The 18246-nt window shown below is 43.8% G+C and carries 19 protein-coding genes; 15 read left to right on the top strand and 4 right to left on the bottom strand.

Annotated features, from left to right (window positions below; genetic code table 11):
• Nucleotides 1–3: 3 nt before the first annotated feature.
• Nucleotides 4–795 (top strand): signal peptidase I, encoded by a 792-nt coding sequence (lepB, locus tag VF412_RS19650; protein ID WP_331340981.1) that lies wholly within the window; start codon nt 4–6, stop codon nt 793–795.
• Nucleotides 795–1508, top strand: a complete 714-nt coding sequence (lepB, locus tag VF412_RS19645; protein WP_331340980.1) for a signal peptidase I — start codon at nt 795–797, stop codon at nt 1506–1508. The genes lepB (VF412_RS19650) and lepB (VF412_RS19645) overlap by 1 nt, the downstream gene beginning before the upstream one ends.
• 42 nt (nt 1509–1550) lie before the next feature.
• On the opposite strand, the gene VF412_RS19640 is transcribed toward lepB (VF412_RS19645), so the two are convergent.
• Complete coding sequence (locus VF412_RS19640) at nt 1551–2354, bottom strand: helix-turn-helix transcriptional regulator (protein WP_331340979.1); 804 nt, start codon at nt 2352–2354, stop codon at nt 1551–1553.
• 12 nt (nt 2355–2366) lie between these two features.
• Entirely contained in the window at nt 2367–2519 is a 153-nt protein-coding gene (locus tag VF412_RS19635; RefSeq protein WP_331340978.1) for a hypothetical protein, read from the bottom strand.
• Between the two features lie 232 nt (nt 2520–2751).
• Here VF412_RS19635 and VF412_RS19630 point away from each other — a divergent pair, with 232 nt between their 5' ends.
• Together VF412_RS19630 and VF412_RS19625 are read left to right on the top strand one after the other, a co-directional pair.
• A complete protein-coding gene (locus VF412_RS19630; RefSeq protein ID WP_331340977.1) occupies nt 2752–3441 on the top strand; it encodes a hypothetical protein in 690 nt (229 codons plus the stop codon).
• A gap of 3 nt (nt 3442–3444) precedes the next feature.
• Nucleotides 3445–4272 carry a hypothetical protein gene (locus VF412_RS19625; protein WP_331340976.1) on the top strand — a complete coding sequence of 276 codons (828 nt, stop codon included), beginning with the start codon at nt 3445–3447 and terminating at the stop codon, nt 4270–4272.
• A gap of 12 nt (nt 4273–4284) precedes the next feature.
• On the opposite strand, the gene VF412_RS19620 is transcribed toward VF412_RS19625, so the two are convergent.
• The gene (locus VF412_RS19620) at nt 4285–5628 is read right to left on the bottom strand and encodes a hypothetical protein (RefSeq protein WP_331340975.1); all 1344 of its coding nucleotides are present in this window, start codon (nt 5626–5628) and stop codon (nt 4285–4287) included.
• Nucleotides 5625–6254 carry a 2OG-Fe(II) oxygenase gene (locus VF412_RS19615; protein WP_331340974.1) on the bottom strand — a complete coding sequence of 210 codons (630 nt, stop codon included), beginning with the start codon at nt 6252–6254 and terminating at the stop codon, nt 5625–5627. The genes VF412_RS19620 and VF412_RS19615 overlap by 4 nt, the downstream gene beginning before the upstream one ends.
• Before the next feature lie 372 nt (nt 6255–6626).
• On the opposite strand from VF412_RS19615, the gene lepB (VF412_RS19610) reads away from it, so the two are divergent.
• The 11 genes from lepB (VF412_RS19610) (at nt 6627) to VF412_RS19560 (ending at nt 18133) form a co-directional block, all read left to right on the top strand.
• Entirely contained in the window at nt 6627–7304 is a 678-nt protein-coding gene (lepB, locus tag VF412_RS19610; RefSeq protein ID WP_331340973.1) for a signal peptidase I, read from the top strand.
• A 35-nt stretch (nt 7305–7339) separates the two neighbouring features.
• A complete protein-coding gene (locus tag VF412_RS19605; RefSeq protein WP_331340972.1) occupies nt 7340–8242 on the top strand; it encodes an aspartate carbamoyltransferase catalytic subunit in 903 nt (300 codons plus the stop codon).
• Nucleotides 8242–9303: a glutamine-hydrolyzing carbamoyl-phosphate synthase small subunit gene (gene carA, locus VF412_RS19600; RefSeq protein ID WP_331340971.1), complete on the top strand. Its 1062-nt coding sequence runs from the start codon at nt 8242–8244 to the stop codon at nt 9301–9303. The genes VF412_RS19605 and carA overlap by 1 nt, the downstream gene beginning before the upstream one ends.
• On the top strand, nt 9300–9947 hold the full coding sequence (locus tag VF412_RS19595; protein WP_331340970.1) for a hypothetical protein: 648 nt from the start codon (nt 9300–9302) through the stop codon (nt 9945–9947). Before carA ends, VF412_RS19595 begins: the two co-directional genes overlap by 4 nt.
• A 9-nt stretch (nt 9948–9956) precedes the next feature.
• On the top strand, nt 9957–13151 hold the full coding sequence (carB, locus tag VF412_RS19590; protein WP_331340969.1) for a carbamoyl-phosphate synthase large subunit: 3195 nt from the start codon (nt 9957–9959) through the stop codon (nt 13149–13151).
• Nucleotides 13148–14056 (top strand): phosphate/phosphite/phosphonate ABC transporter substrate-binding protein, encoded by a 909-nt coding sequence (gene phnD, locus VF412_RS19585; protein ID WP_331340968.1) that lies wholly within the window; start codon nt 13148–13150, stop codon nt 14054–14056. Before carB ends, phnD begins: the two co-directional genes overlap by 4 nt.
• A gap of 5 nt (nt 14057–14061) precedes the next feature.
• On the top strand, nt 14062–14805 hold the full coding sequence (locus VF412_RS19580; RefSeq protein WP_331340967.1) for an ABC transporter ATP-binding protein: 744 nt from the start codon (nt 14062–14064) through the stop codon (nt 14803–14805).
• Nucleotides 14798–15568, top strand: coding sequence for an ABC transporter permease (locus VF412_RS19575; protein WP_331340966.1), 771 nt, complete (start codon nt 14798–14800; stop codon nt 15566–15568). The genes VF412_RS19580 and VF412_RS19575 overlap by 8 nt, the downstream gene beginning before the upstream one ends.
• Entirely contained in the window at nt 15561–16352 is a 792-nt protein-coding gene (locus VF412_RS19570) for a prepilin peptidase (protein WP_331340965.1), read from the top strand. Before VF412_RS19575 ends, VF412_RS19570 begins: the two co-directional genes overlap by 8 nt.
• 123 nt (nt 16353–16475) lie before the next feature.
• Nucleotides 16476–17531 (top strand): type IV pilus assembly protein PilM, encoded by a 1056-nt coding sequence (gene pilM / locus VF412_RS19565; RefSeq protein WP_331340964.1) that lies wholly within the window; start codon nt 16476–16478, stop codon nt 17529–17531.
• Nucleotides 17528–18133 (top strand): PilN domain-containing protein, encoded by a 606-nt coding sequence (locus VF412_RS19560; protein WP_331340963.1) that lies wholly within the window; start codon nt 17528–17530, stop codon nt 18131–18133. The genes pilM and VF412_RS19560 overlap by 4 nt, the downstream gene beginning before the upstream one ends.
• The last annotated feature ends 113 nt before the right edge of the window (nt 18134–18246 follow it).

The following is an 18246-nucleotide window of genomic DNA, read 5'->3' as shown; positions in this document are numbered from 1 at the left end:
ATCATGGCGAATCAGCAAAAACCGGCTCCGTGGGACTGGCGTACAAAACATTTTTGGACTGAAGGTTGGGGATCTTTATTCCTGGCTGTGTTTATTGCATTGTTCATCCGTTGGGGCTTCATTGAAGCATACGTGATTCCATCAGGTTCAATGCTTCCGTCATTGTTGATTCACGACCATATCTTTGTGAACAAATTGACTTACGGCTTGCGCGTTCCTTTCTCTGAAAATTGGTTGGTGCGCTTCAGTCAGCCTAAACGTGGCGAAGTGATCGTGTTCAAATATCCAAAAGATATGAGCACATTCTTCATCAAACGTATCGTGGGCGAGCCTGGCGATAAGATCTATTATGAAAATGGCACATTGTACGTTAATGATAAACCGGTGGAAAAAAAGGTTCCTGCGAATCTTGATGACTACGATTGGTTGCGTGACGCTGACTTTAATCGTGATGGCAACGTCAACGATGCAAAAGGCAACTACGTAGAATTTACGGAAGCACTTCCTCCGGGCAAAGGTGCTGATAAAGGAAAGGATCACGCGATTCTTTTGCGCAAAGGTGATGTTTACGAGACTTTCGGACCTGTGACGGTACCTGAAGGACATTTGTTCGTGATGGGTGATAACCGCATGAACTCTTCTGATAGCCGCGTATGGGGTTTCTTGCCTGAACAAAATATTCTAGGCCGCGCGATGTTCGTATGGTTGAGCTGCGAAGAGACAATCCCAGCACTTCCATTCTTGTGCAATCCAATGACCATCCGTTGGGGTCGCTTCTTCCATCAAGTAAATTAATGAATAAATCTAACGAGCAAAAAAATCTAAAAGGAACATGGGGGCAGGCGATTCTCACGTTCCTTTTTCCCATTTTGCTCGTGCTAGGTGTGCGTTGGGCGATCTTTGAACCTTTTGTGATTCCATCGGGAAGTATGATCCCGAATCTCTTGGTTCACGATCATATCCTTGTTAAAAAATTCGCCTTCGGTGTTCATCTTCCATTTAGCGACAAATGGTTGTTCCAATGGCACAAACCTGAACGTGGCGAGATCGTTGTTTTTAAATATCCTGAAAACCCAGATGTTTATTATATTAAACGTTTGATCGGTCTTCCCGGTGATGAGGTGGTTGTTCAGGACGGACATATCACTGTGAATGGTAAGAAATGGGATCTTTCACCAGTGTCATCTTATCCAGATGCTGAGCCGGGATTTGCCTATTACGATGAATCCATTGATGGTTCTTTGCACACAGTTCGCTTTATGACTCCGGAAGTTGTTAGCGGTGTGGATGCCAAGACTTATAAAGTTCCAGAGGGGCATTTCTTTTTCATGGGCGACAACCGCGATCAGTCCAGCGATTCCCGCTTTTGGGGCTACGTGAAGAATGATTATCTTGTAGGCCAAGCTTGGATGATCTGGCTCTCATGTGATTCCACTTTGCCAACAATGACCTTCGTGTGTGATCCATCGCAACTTCGTTGGAACCGCTTCTTTAAACGTCTTAAGTAATTGCAGTCTTGTGACCTCAATCGCCGTCACCCAAGTCGTCCTTTAAATATTTGTGATTTCACCCAAAGATTTTTCTAAGATCTCGAGTCCCTTGTAATCATTTTCTGTGATCGTGTGCGCTTTCAAAAGTACGGCGGTCTTTAGTTGTTCTGCGGGCTTTGATTTCTCTTCATAGCTTGCAAGCTTCAAGAAAGCGTCTTGGGCCTTCAATGATTCTTCCAAGTATTTGTTATAAGAATTTTCTGTGACCTTCAATGATTGCAGCGAAAATCCTTTTTTGTGATCTGGAGTATCCTTAGATTTGTAAAGTCCTTCAGAAATATTTTGGATGTAAAAGGTCGCCGCATTCTGAATAAAGCCCTCATAATACGCTTTAGCCAGAACACCACTTTCCAGCGAAGGAAGCTGTTTGAAAGTGGGCTTTACCTTTTGCTTTGCCGTGACCTTGATCAATCCGTGCTTCTCAAGTCCTAAAAGATACTTATCTGTCGATCTTTGGGTCAGTTTATATTTCTCTGCAATCTGTGCCGGCGTCTTTTCATAAAGATGCGCGAAATAAGCTAAGAAGTTTCTGTTCTTTGCTAAAAAGACTTGCTGATCTTCATTGAAACGCTCGATTTTGTCGGTGCTGATATTTGTGATGGTCTCAAGGTCCGTTAAGGTCACCTCAAGCATCTCACAAAATTGCAGCAAGCGGCTTAAGGTCATTTCTTCATCACCTAGAATACGCTTTACAGTGGGAACGGAGCATTCAAGTTCTTCTGCCACATCTTCGTAAGTCATCTCTCTTTTCTTTAAAAGATCTTTAATCGCTGATTTGATTTGTTGAGTTTTGAAATCGTTCATTGCGAATCCTTTTTAGTGAGCCGAGTATTCGTATTCTTCAATAACTAAAACGCTGCCGCGACCCATTGGATGTAAACTGTGAAAGTGTTGGCATCTGAATGAGCCAAGTCGTGCGGTCATCAGAGTTTGCGCTGCTTCAAAAATGATTTGGAAAACTTGTTTCATGTTCACCCTCATATAAGACCGCGAATCATCTCGCCGTCGTTTTCCTAAAACTGCCTGAAGCAATCTAGTCTTACCATCATAATTTTAAAGGTATCATAAAATGATCCTTTTGCGGAAAAATTGGCTAATTTTACGAATAAAGAATCTATTTATGATCTCTTAAGGGCCATGTTTCAAAGTGAGACAGCAGGATGGCATAGCTCTTGGATTGTCATCGGATATGGAAAAACTAATGGCTCTGTTCTCAGTTATATTGGTTACGGTTGCTGCCCATGCGAATGAATCGCCTTATTTGGTGTGTCAGCGTCCAATTGTTCAACAGGCGATCGCTTTGGCTCAGCAAACAGTTCAGAATACTCAGTACAAAATAAAGCCACGTGCTAAACAATACACTTCGGATTTGCGCGACGATATCGCCGGTATTGAATTAGTTGAAAAAAATGTCTTTAAGAAAAGGGTTTTCGATCTTCAGTACGATGTTGTGACGGGTGCTTCCATCAGCTTCGAAGACAAGGGCTATACGCCAAGTATTCGTATTTACCAAGACACCATCAAAGACCTCAATGCTTTAGAAAACTCCAAGCTCGCGCACCTATTCACGATGACTCACGAGATGGGACATATGGTGCAAGGTATTTGGCAGGCTCAAGATCCGAAGAAACTAACTCCGCATGGAATGATCTCGTTAGACGGTAATGAAGATCACTACAACCTATGGCATTCAGAAACAGACTGCATCGGTGTTGAACTCATGTATCAAGCTGGCGTTCGCGATTTCTCTGCCGTTGTTCCGGCTTTAGATTCTATTCGCAAAGAGTGCTATGAGCTGCGCGACAAACCGTTCTGTGATCGCGCCTTCGAAATTCGCTCGCGCTCGGTTCTTGAATATTTAAAGAACAATCCAGAATTGACGGGTCCATAGCTTATGAAATGGCCAAAGGTTCTTATCAGCTTGATGTTGCTCGCAGCTCCGTTTGCACATGCAGATCAAGGTGAAACTTTGGTACTTCCAATCAGTCGCAATTTCGATCAAGGTTCGACAGGGCTTTGTTGGGATTACGCGATGATGAGTGCGCTTGAAACACGTTATATGGTTTTGCATCCCGGTGAAAAATTTGAACTATCTCGAGGTATCTTGCAGTACGAGCATTTCTTAGCAAAGGCTCAAGAAAACCCGGTGGCTCCGTTACATAAGGCGCCCGAGGATGGGTATTTTGGCGAAGCCATCGACTTGATCAGAACCTTTGGTGCGGCACCTTTCGATGCATATCCCGACGCGAAGAAAAGAAATTATGAAAGTTTGCGTTCTCTGACGAACCCAGCAGAATTTTTGGCAGCAGTACAGCCTATGTTTGCGGCTATTCCTGAAAAAGTTCAATGGCGGGGACGAGCTCTTTCCCCTGTCGATTTCGCCAATGAAATTTTAGGACAAGATCATTGGACCGATATCGCAGTAGCTCGCCATGGGGAACAAGGTCTTGGGCAAAATCCAGATCCCGGAGCAGCACCAGGAAAGACGGCTTTGTATCTCCCATTGGAGCAAATCGTCACTTTGATTAAAACGAATTTGCAAAAGGGAATTCCAACGGCCTACGCCACCGATACACATTCAATGTTGATCTATGGAGCTCGCTACGATGCAAATGGGCAAGCCGTTGAGTACCTTATCAAAGACAGCTTTATGGGGTTGCTCTACAAAGCCAACGCTTACCAAATTCACAACATGATGAATTTGGTGAATACAATCTATTAACTTAACGGCATCTTACCGTTGATGTCGCACTTCCAAGACCAACGAGTATTTTGAAATAGCCTCGATCTTGCGATCTAAAATCTCACGATTCTGCTGGTCAAGATTCGCGTCCCATTCATCAAGTAAAATGACGGGTACGGGATTGTTCTCGATAAAATTTAGATGCTTCAAAATCTTTTCACCGGTGGATTCGCTGCCGATTTCCTCATTGATTTCCAAAGAAGGATTTGCTGGCAGATAGAATGACTCTGGCAATGTCGAGTTCAGCTGAAGTAACAGAGTCGATTTGCCCGCTCCATTTTCGCCAGTCACGACAAGGCGGCCCGATGTCCAACTTTGAATATCGGAGAGAGTTTTTTTGTATTCACCCGCAGCTTCTCCATTAATTCTAATTTTTTGAATCTGAATACGCTCACTCAAATCTATGGATGGTAAAACAGAGCCTTCCCAGTAATTTTTAAATCGTGCCGAAAACGAACTGAGATTTGTAATTTGTTGAAAGAACGAACGGAAGTTTGTCAGGACACTTAACTGCTTGGGCACGGTTACAATCAAGGCTGCAAGTAAAGCGGTGTCCTTGATGTGTGTGACTGCCAAATAGATAATGCATACAAAAACGGGAAGGCTCGAAATCACTGTGAGGATAAGAACCAGCATTTCCGTTTTTTCTTGGGCTTCACCAATCAAATTTTTGGAATTTGTATAGTGCGACTGCAATTGTGATTTGTAGTTCTTTTGAATGGTCGAATTTTTTAGGAAAACATTGTCCCAGGCTTTTAAAAGGTAGGCGAGGAAAGCCATTTTACTTTCTTGTTCGCGTTCAATCAGTTTTTCAATTCTTGGCGAAAGCTTTTGAAAAGCCACATAGGATAGACCTGCCGCTAACAGGAAGGCCCAAATGAATTCTTTGTCGATCACAAAAGACAAGACAAGAACATTTAAAACAATCGTAAGAACATAAAGATAAATATCGAAAATAGAAAAAGCGACGGCGGTCAGATAGCCCTCAGCTTCGGGACCGATAGAAGTTTGGAATTCTTCTTTTTTGCTGTGATTCGTCCATAAAGCTGGTTGACCGGCAGAGTTCAAAAGTCTTAGACGGATGAACTCGTAATAGGCCTCGAAGTAACCCTCCATTTCAGTGCGACGCAAATAAACCGTAAATGCATGGGGCAGAATCGACAGGGCAAGAAATGCCCCTAAGTAGGAAAGAAAATACGCAGGTCTTTGCAGGTTCTGACCTGCAAGGGCCAGAGCACCAGTGCTCAAGGCCACCAAAATCTGCTGTCCAGTAATCAGCCCCACCATGCGAGCCACAAATTTTTTATTAAGTAATTTAAAAACAATTTTAGTCACAAGTTCCTCGATTCAGAGATCAAGCTCCATTCAGCGAAAATCAAAAAACGATTCCAGTTACTCACTTTGCGAACGCTATGCCAGTTTGTTTCGTCACAGAAAAAAAGAACCAGGCGATTCTCCAAAGGAGCGACCCATTTTGTATCAACACTGTCCCAATGAGAGTTTTGTTCTTTGTGTAAAAGAAGCTCTCCACCTTTTTGGGAGTTCCAAGACGGGGATAAGTAATAAAGCATAACCAGGGTGCGATGATCGATATAATCAAAGTGAGGTGGAAACTCAGGTGATTCTGGTGTCATTCTTCTTAATTGAAGAGCACCTTTTTTATAAATCTCTAAAGAATGCCCTGAAATTTTCTCGAGCAGAGATTTGAATTCTTGAGAAAGAAATTTTTCTGCCAGGTTTAAGTCGGGAAGTGATTGGTATTGAATCTGTTCAGGGTCTTCCTCGCTGATTTTGAAATTATTAGACGTCAGAACCAGTTGCTTTTGAATCGCAGAAAATGTTTTTAGATCAAACAGATTGTCTAAAACAAAATGACTCCAAGGAGCAGAGTCCTGATATTTTGATGGGTCGAAGCTGTCTCGACATTGAAAACTGTATTCATTGGAAAGTTGATAAGTCATAAAACTCTCGCAGAAAAAAGAAGGGCGAGTGGGAAGGCTCGCCCCTAAATGGCTACTTGTTCAAAAGGTCTTTCATGCCTTGTGGAAGTTCTTCTTTATCAAAGTCGCGACGACCGTTTGCATTTCCGCCTTTTCTTTCTTCGTGAACAAAAATCATTTTTTAACTCCTTGGTTGCTAGGGGTGATTCCCTTGATATCTGGCCGTCATCGCAAGGGGCGCGCCAAGGACATGGACCCGAAAATCGACTGTTAAAGTGGCTATATTTGATTTGAAGGGGTTTAGGCCCAGTGGGAGGCGAGTTTATGGACCAGTGTCTTAGATCAAAGAATCTCTGTTCAACTGGTTCTAAAATTAGTTAAGATTTTCCTTATATGACTCGTTGGCGGGAATACTTCCTAACATTATTGGCGGCTGTGCTTTTTGCGTTGGTCGTGCGTACTTATATGGTGACAGCTTATAAAGTGCCAACGGGTTCGATGCAGCCGGCATTGAAGGCCGGGGACTTTATTTTTTCTTCGCGTATCTCTTACGGTATTCAGATTCCGTTTGCTCAGAAAAAAATCGATACGGCTTTTCCAACCCGCGGCGATTTGGTAGTTTTCAGTTATTCGAATCAGCCTGACGTTAATTATGTGAAACGAGTTGTGGGATTGCCAGGGGATCGCGTGCAAATCAGACAGGGTCGTTTGATTTTGAATGAAGAGCCTTTTACTTATGAAAAGTTGCCTCTAGATAAAACCGACAATCCAAATTCTGAAATGTTTGATGTCTTTGAGGAAAAGTACAAAGACTCTAGCTGGCGCGTGATTTTCCAAAAGCAAGATAAGGATAAAGATTTTGGTCCAATCGTTGTTCCTCCAGGAGAGGTTTTTCTTTTAGGTGACAATCGGGACGCAAGTGACGACTCGCGCTATTGGGGGACCGTTCCTGCCTCTCAGGTATTAGGGAAAGTTGTCCTTATATGGTTATCTTTGGATTGGCAGAAAAAGTGGGGAGGCAATCGCTACCCCTCAGTGCGTTGGAGCAGAGTTTTTTCTCCGGTCCATTGACAAGGGCCTTCGCCTTGCCTAGGCTAAGGTTCTAGATGTTATCTAGGAATACAAACTCACTTATTGATCTGGTTTCCCTCGAAAAAGAAAAATTCAATACTCTATTCTCTTTTGCGGACCAGATTTCTTTGAATAAATTAGCAACCCAAAAGGGCTTCGGCAAAACCGGAGCCCTTTTGTTTTTTGAGGCGAGCACTCGAACTCGAATGAGTTTCGAAACTGCCAGCGCGCGCTTAGGAATTTATCCTCTGCTTTTGGATGTGAAATCGGGAACTAGCCTGGAAAAAGGCGAAACTCTTGAGGACACTGTGCTAAATGTAGCAGCAATGAATCCTTCTTATTTAGTCATTCGTTGTGGAGATGATTTGAATCTTAGCGAGATGGCAAAAAAAGTTTCCATGCCAATTTTGAATGCAGGCTGGGGAAAGAAGGGGCACCCGACGCAAGCGTTATTAGATGCTTATACTATTCGTAAGCATCTCGGCACTTGTGAAGGACAAAGACTTCTTATTGTCGGGGATGTTCGTCACAGTCGTGTGGCAGCTTCGCACTTCGAACTTGCAAAGAAGCTGGGTTATGAAGTCGCTGTGTGCGGACCAGTGGATTTCTTGCCAGAGAAAACCTCTTTGAAAGTATTCTCGAATCTGCATGAAGGCTTGCAATGGGCGACGGTCGCGATGGCCCTGCGTGTGCAATTAGAACGACACGCAATGAAATATTCGCTGACGGATTATCGCGAGCAATTTGGATTTACGAGTAAGAATTTAGAAAGTTTGTCAGATAATGCCTTGATCATGCATCCAGGTCCGATCAATCAGGGAACTGAGTTGGACAGCGATGTTTTGCAAGATCCGCGATGTCAGGTTTTGAACCAAGTTTCTAACGGCGTCTTGATTCGCCAGGCGATACTTTATAGTGTTCTTGAAGGAGAGTTATAATGGCCTATCTCGTACTGGAAAGTGGTGAAGTGTATAAAGGAGCTTGGCACGGCGGTGAAGATCGCGCGGGTGAAGTTGTTTTTAATACCTCCCACAGCGGTTACGAAGAAATCGCCACAGATCCTTCTTATTTTTCGCAAATCGTTGTGATGACAGCGCCGATGCAGGGGAACTACGGCATCGAAGATGATGTTTGGGAATCTCGCCAAATTTGGATTGAAGGTTTTATTTGCTTAGAAATTCAAGATACAGAGCGTGATCATGCCTGGAGACAGCGTTTGACCACGAAAGGCATTCCTTTAGTCACAGAGATTGATACACGCGCATTGGTTTTAAGACTTCGAAGTGGGGGAACTCCTTGGGGAGCTTTGATCAATACGAACTCTGAAGCGGAAGCTCGTCAAAAAGCGGAGAAATTGATTTCTGCAAAAAAGACTATGGATAAGGACTGGGTTTACTTAACCTCGCGCAAAGAGCCTGAAGTTCGAAAGGGCTTGAACTTAGTCGGACCTCGCGTGGCAGTTCTTGATTTCGGCAGCAAAGAAAATATTTTGCGTGAATTGCAAAGCCGCTGTTCAGAACTGAAGATTTTTAATAGCCGTACTTCTGTGCAGGATATTTTGGCTTATAATCCAGATGGAATAATGCTGACAAATGGTCCCGGAGATCCGGCCGATGTCAAAGTGGCGATCGGCACGGTTCGCGAACTTTTGGGTGTAAAACCTATTTTTGGAATCTGTATGGGGCATCAAATCCTAGGACTCGCCTTGGGTGGCAAGACCTACAAGATGAAATTTGGTCATCGAGGCAGCAATCACCCCATCCAAGACAATATTCTTCAGCAAATTTACATGACCAGTCAAAATCATGGGTACGCGGTGGAGCAGTCTACACTGCCTGAAGATGTCAAAGTGACTCACATAAATCTAAATGATGGCACTGTGGCAGGTTTTTATAGTGAAAAAAGAAAGTGTTTAGGAATACAATATCATCCGGAAAGCTGTCCAGGACCGCATGAAGCGTCCGGGCTATTTAGCTATTTTATCGAGCGGATGATATGAACGAATATGAAAAGGTAATAGAAAAGATTCTCAATCACTTTGTAAGTGATGCGTTTAAGGATGAACTAGCATTGGCGAAGAAAGAATTCTTCGAAAATGCGGGAACTTTGGATGAAAACTCTGAGCATTATGAATCTCGTATGGCTCAGTTCTATGACTGGTACTTCTTCACCAGAGAACTTGTGGGCTACAAGCAGACTCCACTAGAGGCTTGCCATCTTGTGCGCGAGTTGCGTTTCACTCCAGAAGAGCTGGCTATTATCGACATTTTGAAACAACACCGTCATTCGCTTTTTGAATTTATCAAAATCAAAAATGGTGACGTGTATATCAAGGACTTGCTTGCGAATAAGAAGTTAATAGTGAAGCAATCTCCGTATGTCTTCGGATTCGATCCAGATGAGATTTTTGAGGTGCGCCTGATCCCTAACGGGGATTCTTATATCTTCACGCGCGGCTTCTGCTTCCATCCGGAAAGTGCGAAGAAGTTCATCTTGGGCGAAGTAAAACGTCATCGCAAAGATCCAGATTTGGATCCGGATGTGATGATGCTTCGTCTGATCAAGATGAGATATAAATTTGAGCAGTATAAACATGTACGCCCTGAAATGATTTATTCAAACGAGGGCAAGTTAGGTATCTAGGAGGAATGAGTGCCGCGTAAGTCCGATTTAAAGAAGGTTTTGATTATTGGTTCTGGACCTATCGTAATTGGACAAGCCTGTGAGTTTGATTACTCTGGCACTCAAGCCTGTAAGGCACTTATGAAGGAAGGATTGGAAGTCATTCTTGTGAATTCCAATCCTGCCACCATCATGACCGATCCCGAAGTGGCAACAAGAGTCTATGTTGAACCACTGAAGGTCGATTATCTTGAAAAAATCATCGCCAAAGAAATGCCAGATGCCGTGATCCCCACATTGGGTGGTCAGACGGCTTTGAATCTTGCTTTGGATCTTCATGCCAAAGGCATTTTGCAAAAATATAAGGTGCAACTGTTGGGAGCGACTCCGCAAGTGATCAAAGCCGGCGAAGACCGCGAAATTTTCCGCGGGCTTTTGGATAAGATCGGCGCTCGTTATCCGAAAAGCTACATGGTTCGCACTTTCGAACAAGGTTTACAAGTTGCTGAAGATCTTGGTTACCCCATGATTCTTCGCCCGAATTACACTTTGGGTGGCGGTGGCGGTGGTATCGCTTACTCTCCGGAAGAATATCAAAAAATGTTGGTGGGGGCTCTTCATGAAAGCCCGACATCTGAAGTGTTGGTGGAAGAAAGCATTCTTGGTTGGAAAGAGTATGAACTTGAAGTCATGCGCGACTACAAAGGCACGTTCGTTGTTGTTTGCAGCATTGAAAATCTAGATCCATGTGGAGTTCACACGGGTGATAGTATTACAGTGGCACCTCAACAAACTTTGAGTGATCGCGAATATCAAGCGATGCGTGACGAAGCTTGTAAGATCATCAATGAAGTGGGAATCCAAACGGGTGGCGCAAACATTCAGTTTGCTGTTCATCCGACGACTCGTGAACGTGTCGTGATCGAAATGAATCCACGCGTGAGTCGTTCTTCTGCGCTGGCAAGTAAAGCGACGGGATTCCCAATTGCCAAAATTGCGGCGTTGCTGTGCTTGGGTTACAGTCTTGAAGAGATCAAAAACGATATCACCAAGGTGACGCCGTCTTGTTACGAGCCGGCTCTTGATTATATTGTGACAAAAATCCCTCGCTTTGCCTTCGAAAAATTCCAAGGATCGAAAGACTCTTTAACGACACAAATGAAAAGTGTTGGCGAAGTGATGGGTATTGGCCGTACTTTGCAAGAGTCTTTGATGAAAGCTCTTTCAAGTCTTGAAAAAGATCCTGAAGCGATTCCGGAAGTATTACTTCAGACAGAAAAAATCTCGTATCCGAACAGTCAACGCATCTATCATCTTTTCCAGGCATTCCGTGAAGGAAAGACCGTGGCAGAGATTGAAGATCGTACAGGAATCAATCCCTACTTCCTTGAACATATTGATTCTTTGATGAAGTTTGAAAAGAAATTCAAAGCGGAATTCAACGAAGGCAATACAGATTTACTTCGTGCGGGTAAGCGCAAAGGTTTTACTGATGCACGCTTAGGTGCTTTGGTTGGAAAAACTGAAATGCAGATGCGCTCGCTGCGTGAAAAAAGCCAAATTTTGCCAGCATACTTGCAAGTTGACACCTGTGCTGGGGAGTTTGAGTCTTCGACACCATATTTTTACTCGACGTACTGGTCGACGCAATCTGCAAATGTTTCAGCAAAAGATGCCGTTGTTATTGTCGGCAGCGGCCCGAATAGAATCGGTCAAGGGATCGAATTTGATTACAGCTGTGTTCGTGGTGTGAAGGCCTTCCAAAAGAACGGCCATAAGGTCATCATGGTGAATTCAAATCCAGAGACTGTATCAACGGATTACGATACTTCTGATGTTTTATTCTTTGAACCTCTGACAGCAGAGTCATTGATTGAAGTCATGCGTTTCATGAAGCCAGTGGGTTTTGTCGCTCAGTTAGGTGGACAAACTCCGATCGGCGTTGCTCCGGAGTTGGTGAAAGCAGGTTACAAACTTCTGGGTTCTTCGCTTGAAACAATTGATTTGGCCGAAGACCGCGGTCTATTCACTAAAATCTGTAAAGAGCTTCACTTCGCTATTCCAAACTCTGCTATGGCGGGATCTTTGGAAATGGCGCTTGCAAGTGAAGCCTCTGTCGGTTATCCGATGATCTGTCGTCCAAGTTATGTCTTGGGCGGCCGTCGCATGGAAGTGATCGAAAACCGTGAAGAGTTGATTTCTTACTTCCAAAGACATGCGGATTTTATCTCTCAAGATAAGCCGTGTATGATGGATCAATTCTTAGCTGGTGCGCTTGAAGTTGATGTGGATTTAATTCGCGGTGAAGATTGGACTGTGATCGGTGGGGTGGTTGAGCATATTGAAGCTGCCGGAGTTCATTCGGGCGATTCGATGGGAGTTCTGCCTCCGCAGCGTTTAAAATCGGAAACTTGCACTCGTATCGAAGAACTTAGTATTCAATTAGCAAATCGCATCGGTGTCATCGGTCACTTGAATCTGCAATTGGCTGTGAAAAATGATATCGTTTATATGTTGGAAGCAAATCCACGCAGTTCTCGCTCGGTACCGTTTGTGGCAAAAGCAACGGGTATCCCATTGATTGATTTGGGTGTGGCGGCGATGTTGGGTAAAAAGAAAAAGGATTTACATCTTTCTTCTTTGAACTGGAGAAGTGCACCGACGGTGTCTGTTAAAGGTGTTGTCTTCCCATTCAAGAAATTCCCAGAATCCGATTCGATCTTGGGGCCAGAGATGAAATCGACAGGGGAAAGCATGGGCCGCGGAAAAGATTATTCCGAAGCTCTCGCGAAAGCTTTCCTTTCAAGTAACATAAAACTTCCTAAGTCAGGCCAAGTGTTCTTCTCACTTCGTGATAAGGATAAGGACATGATGTTGCCATTAGCCCGAGAACTTCAACGCATGGGTTACGGAGTTTCTGCAACAACCGGAACGGCGATGTTCTTCAACGATATGGGTGTGAACTGTTTGGCTTTGAAAAAAGTCGATGAAGGTCGTCCTCACTGTGTGGATAAAATCCGCTCGGGTGAAGTGGCCTTTGTGATCAACACAACATCAGGTCGCCGTGCGATTGAGGCCAGCTTCGACATTCGTCGAGCTTGCACAGACTATAATATTCCGTGCCTGACAGAAAGTGATGCGGCCGAGGCTTTCGTTCTTGCCTTGAAAAATGCCAGAAATGAGTCATCATCAGTCGAAGCACTACCGTCCATGGAGGCCTTTTGATTCGACAATTTTTGCCGCGATTTCTTCTGGTGTTGGCATCGACATTCGTTGTTTCAGCTTCTCACGCAGAAACCTTAATAGCTTCTGCCGAGAAAGCTCCGAACGAAATCACAATCGGCGTGATTCCTGGAGGAAATCCTGAGGAAGTTCGTCAACAAGGTTTGGCGCTGGCAAAAGAGCTTCAAGGTAAAATCAATATCCCGGTCAATATCTATGTTTCAAAAAACTATGTAGGGTTGATCGAGGCCATGAAAACGAAGAAGGTGGACTTTGCTTTCTTCACTTCATCGACTTACGTTTTTGCAGAACAACAAGCTCAGGCAAAGGTTCTTCTTAAAAAAGTTTGGAATCATCCATATTATTATTCCGCCGTGGTTGTGCCTGCGAACTCCAAAATAAAAAAATTGGAAGATCTTAAAGGCAAGCGCATTGCTTTTGTCGACGAGAAATCTTCTTCTGGTTATTTGTACCCAAAAGTGGCCTTGCTTAAAAAAGGTCTGGATGAAAAGTCCTTCAAAGATGTTAAATTCAGTGGAAATCATGCGGCCTCTATTCAGATGTTAGAATCTAACGAGGTCGATGCCGTTGCCACTTTTAGCGATGATGAAAAGGGTAAAGACGGCGCCTGGATTAAGTTTGGCAAAACTAAAAAGAAATTCCGTGTGATTTGGGTGAGTGCTCCGATCCCGAACGATCCCTTCTGTGTTCGTCAGGACTTCTATGACGAATATCCAAAGATCACCCATACTTTAATGTTCACGTTGATCGATATTCTGGAACAGGCGAGCGATAAAAACATTTATTCTGAAATTTTGGGGACGCAGAACTTGATGCCGGCCACTTCTAAACAGTATGATCCTGTGAGGGAGATGGTCAAAGCTCTGAATATCGAGCTTAAACCATAAGGTGAATGGCGGCATTATCAGTTGAAGGACTCAATAAAACCTTTCGTGGTGGTCTATTCGAAAAAGATCGCCATGTTTTGCGCGATGTAAGTTTCTCTTTAGAAGAGGGGAAAACGGTCGGCTTTGTCGGAAGTAACGGTTCGGGCAAAACAACAACTATTAAATGTCTTTTTAATTTCATCAGACCCGACAGCGGTCAAATCCGTTTCTTTGGACAGGAGCTTGGCAACGATGTGAAAACTCGCATCGGTTATCTGCCAGAACGTCCTTATCTTTACGAATTCCTCACTGGCGAAGAATTTTTAAAACTTCATTGGAATCTTTGTTACGGCTCAATGACCAAAGACTTTTCTGAAAGAGCTATGGATAGTCTGCGCATGGTGGATCTTATGGAAGCTAAAGATCGTCGCCTTCGCACGTACTCAAAAGGTATGTTGCAAAGAATTGGTATTGCACAGGCCATTTTAACTCGGCCCGAGCTGCTTATTTTGGACGAGCCGATGTCGGGTTTAGACCCAGACGGGCGAGCGATGGTGAAGGACATTCTTCGTGAGGAACAAAAAAGAGGCGTCACTTTATTTTTCAGCAGCCACCTTTTGCAAGACATGGAAGAACTCTGTTCTGAACTTGTTGTCATCAATAAAGGGCAGATCCTATACACGGGCGCTTTGCCAACATTTATGGCGGAATATCAAAGCCTTGAAAAAGCCTTCCAGGTTTTAAAAAACAAGGAGGGGGCTCGTGTTTAAGGTCCTCACCTTGGCAAAGACAACTTTGCGAGAAATGTTGCGCGAGCGCGTTTTTCTCGTTGTTGTGGTTATCGCAGTTCTGCTTTTTGCATTGAGTTTTTTATTAGGCGCTTTGTCCTTGGCCGAGCAAAGAAAAATTCTCGCTGACTTTGGATTTTTGGGAATTCAAGTTGCAGTCCTTGGAGTCTCCTTGTTCTCGGGTTCTTATTTATTGGCCAAGGAAATTGAAAAACAAACGTGTTTGTTGATTCTGTCTCGTCCGATCAGTCGTGATCAGTTCATCCTTGGCAAAGTTTTGGGTGTGTTGGCGCTGAATGTGATTTTAGTGGTTTCGTTGGGTATTGCTTTATGGGCGATGTTGGGGCTTTGGAGTGAACCGTCGAAATGGGCCACATTTGCCGAGATTTGTTTGAGCCTTTGGATGGAAAGTGCCGTGGTTCTTTGTCTGGTGATAGCACTCAGTCTTGTTGTACGTCCGGTTTTAGCTTTGTCGTCGGGATTTGTGATATTTCTTTTGGGTCACTGGCTTTCGGATTTGGCGTTCTTTGCGGAAAAAAGCAAAGAAGAGCTTTTCATTAATGTCGTCAAACTTCTCCACTGGATCGTTCCTAATCTTTATCGATTAAATTGGAAGTCCGACTATTTTCTAGAAAATGGCATCCCGGGGCAGAATGTATTGTGGATGTTAGGGCACATGGTAGGTTGGTTCTTGATCTATCTTGTCGTGACGAACTTCTTCTTTAGGAGAAAAGACATTGTTTAACCTTGATACGGCTTACTACTTCATTTTCTTCGTTTTCGGGGCCATCTTCGGTAGCTTTGGCAATGTCATCATCCTTCGTTTGCCTAAAGAGGAAAGTATCGTGAAGCCTCGCAGTTATTGCTATAGCTGTAAGACGCCCATCAAATGGTACGACAATATCCCGATTTTAAGCTGGTTCATCTTGCGCGGAAAATGCCGAGCTTGTGGCGCGAAGTTTTCTTTCAGATATCCGCTGGTAGAGATTATTATGGGGGTTTTGTTCTCCTTGAGTTATCACTACGCGGGGATGACATGGTCTCTGATTGAATATCTTCTTTTTGTCTTTGGTTTGACGGTTTGTACATTCATTGATCTGGATCACATGATTCTACCCGATGAATTTACTTTATCAGGAATCGTGATCGGCTTGCTTGGTGCTTGGTTGAATCCTCAACGCGAATTCATGGACGCATTTTGGGGTGTCTTGATGGGTGGTGGATTTTTGTGGGGCATGGCTTACATCTATTATCTGCTCACAAAACAAGAGGGCATGGGCGGGGGAGATATTAAACTCCTTGCATGGATCGGAGCTTTGTTGGGTTGGAAAGCCATTCCTTTTGTGATTATGACTTCTGCCATAGTTGGCAGTGTTGTCGGATTGATTGCTTCAAGAAAACAAAAAGCTGGACTAAAGACTGTAATTCCATTTGGCCCATATCTGGCATTAGGAGCTGTCCTTTATCTTTTCGGCGGCCAGACCATCGCCTTCTGGTATCTGGACCTTTTCCTCCCGGGATTAAGCTAGTTTTAACTGGACCCCTTGTTTGACATTCTATGCCGGACCATCAATAATTTTAATATGTTAGACTTGCGTCTAAAGACGTTGGTCTTTAATTGGTATTTGTGCAACTAGGGAAGCAGCTGGCTGATGTTTTTTAAATCGAAAAAGGTCATCGGACTCGACATCGGAACGAGTTCCATAAAACTTGCTGAAATGGACTTCAGTGGTAAAGGAGCCCAACTGCTTTCCTTTGGCTTTGCGCCAACACCTCCGAATGCAGTTTCTGGTGGTGAGATTACTGATATCGCTTCTGTGGGAATGGCTGTACAAGCTCTTGTTGCAGAGGTGAATTCTAAAAGAAAAAACATAGCGACAGCGATGTGGGGAACTGCGGTGATCGTGAAGAAAATCACGATTCCAAAAATGGATAAGAAATTGATCCGTGATCAGATCCGTTTCGAAGCTGAACAATACATTCCATTCGATATTAATAATATCAGCTTGGCCCATCATATTCTTACAAATAGCAGCTCTCCGGATACAATGGATATTCTATTGATTGCGGCACAGAATGAACTGGTGACTCAATACACGCAAGTGATTGAAGTGACGGGTTTAAATTGTGGCGTCTTAGACGTGAGCGGGTTTGCCTTGGCCAATGCTTTCGAGCTTAACTACGGAAAGCTTCATGGAGAGGTCGTTGGCATTTTGAATTTCGGTGCTTCGATCACAAATTTTGTCGTGATCCAAAGCGGTGAAGTGATTTTCTGTCGCGATATCCCTGTGGGTGGTGCGAACTACACAAATGAAATTCACAAAACAATGGGCGTTACAATTCCTGAAGCAGAAGCGCTTAAGCTGAGCGCAGTTTCAAAACGTGAAGTGCCCGACGACGTTCATGCCGTAATCAGCGCAACGAACGAAGCTGTTACTGAAGAGATTCGCAGTAGTTTGGACTTCTTAAGTGCGACGACAAATGGTCTTACGTTGAATCGTTGTTTTTACACGGGTGGAAGTTCCGCAACTTCGGGTCTCGTAGAAACGGTTTCTCGTGTGACAGGTATTCCGATGGAGCCGTTTAATCCTTTTATTAAGGTGAAGGCGAATCCGAAAAAATTCAGTCAAGAATACCTTGATCAAATCAGCTCATTCGCTGGTGTGGTGACAGGATTGGCCCTGCGTGAAGTGGGGGACGAGTCATGATTAAGATTAATCTAGCGTCCTCAGGTGTTGGAAGTTCGGCAGCGATCAGTGCCTCTTTAGGCATAGCGACGGATGGATTTGTTTCTCCGGAAGAGGCAAGAAAAGAAGCCCTGAAACGTATTGTTGTGATGTTGATCCCAGCATTAGGTCTTTATGCATACCAACAGCAAAACGTTCCGCAAAAACAGACTGAGTTGAATGCAAAAACTCAGATGTTGAATGAGCTTACAAACTACAACGCGAAACAAAGTGCCTCCGTTGCAGAGATTAAAAAGTTTAAAGAAGACCAGGCTTTAATCGAAGCTCGTATTGCGGCTTTGAGCAAAATTTCCAAAGATCGTCACAGGGAAATCCGTGTTCTTGATTTGCTCCAACAGGTGATTCCTGAAAAAGCCTGGGTGACACAAATTAAGATCACTCCTGAGAAAGTGAATGTTCAAGGCTTGGCATTAAGTGACTTTGAAGTTTCCTCGTTCTTAGAGGCACTTACAAAGAGTGTTTTCTTGATGGATGTAAACTTGGTGAGCTCATCTGAAACAACTGTCGATGGCGTGACTTTGAAGAAGTTTGAAATCAGCTGTGTGTTGGAGAGACCTCAATGAATAAGTTTTTTGAAACTATCTCGACTTATTCCATGGGTAAGGCCCTTATTATCGGTCTTGCCATTGCGGGTTTTTATTTCTTCACGCTTTACGATGATGGATCTGCGATTGAG

Source organism: Bdellovibrio sp. (genome assembly GCF_036384735.1).
Taxonomy (GTDB): Bacteria; Bdellovibrionota; Bdellovibrionia; order Bdellovibrionales; family Bdellovibrionaceae; genus Bdellovibrio.
Note: the sequence above shows the minus strand (reverse complement) of the source record. Positions and strands in the feature narration are given on the sequence as shown.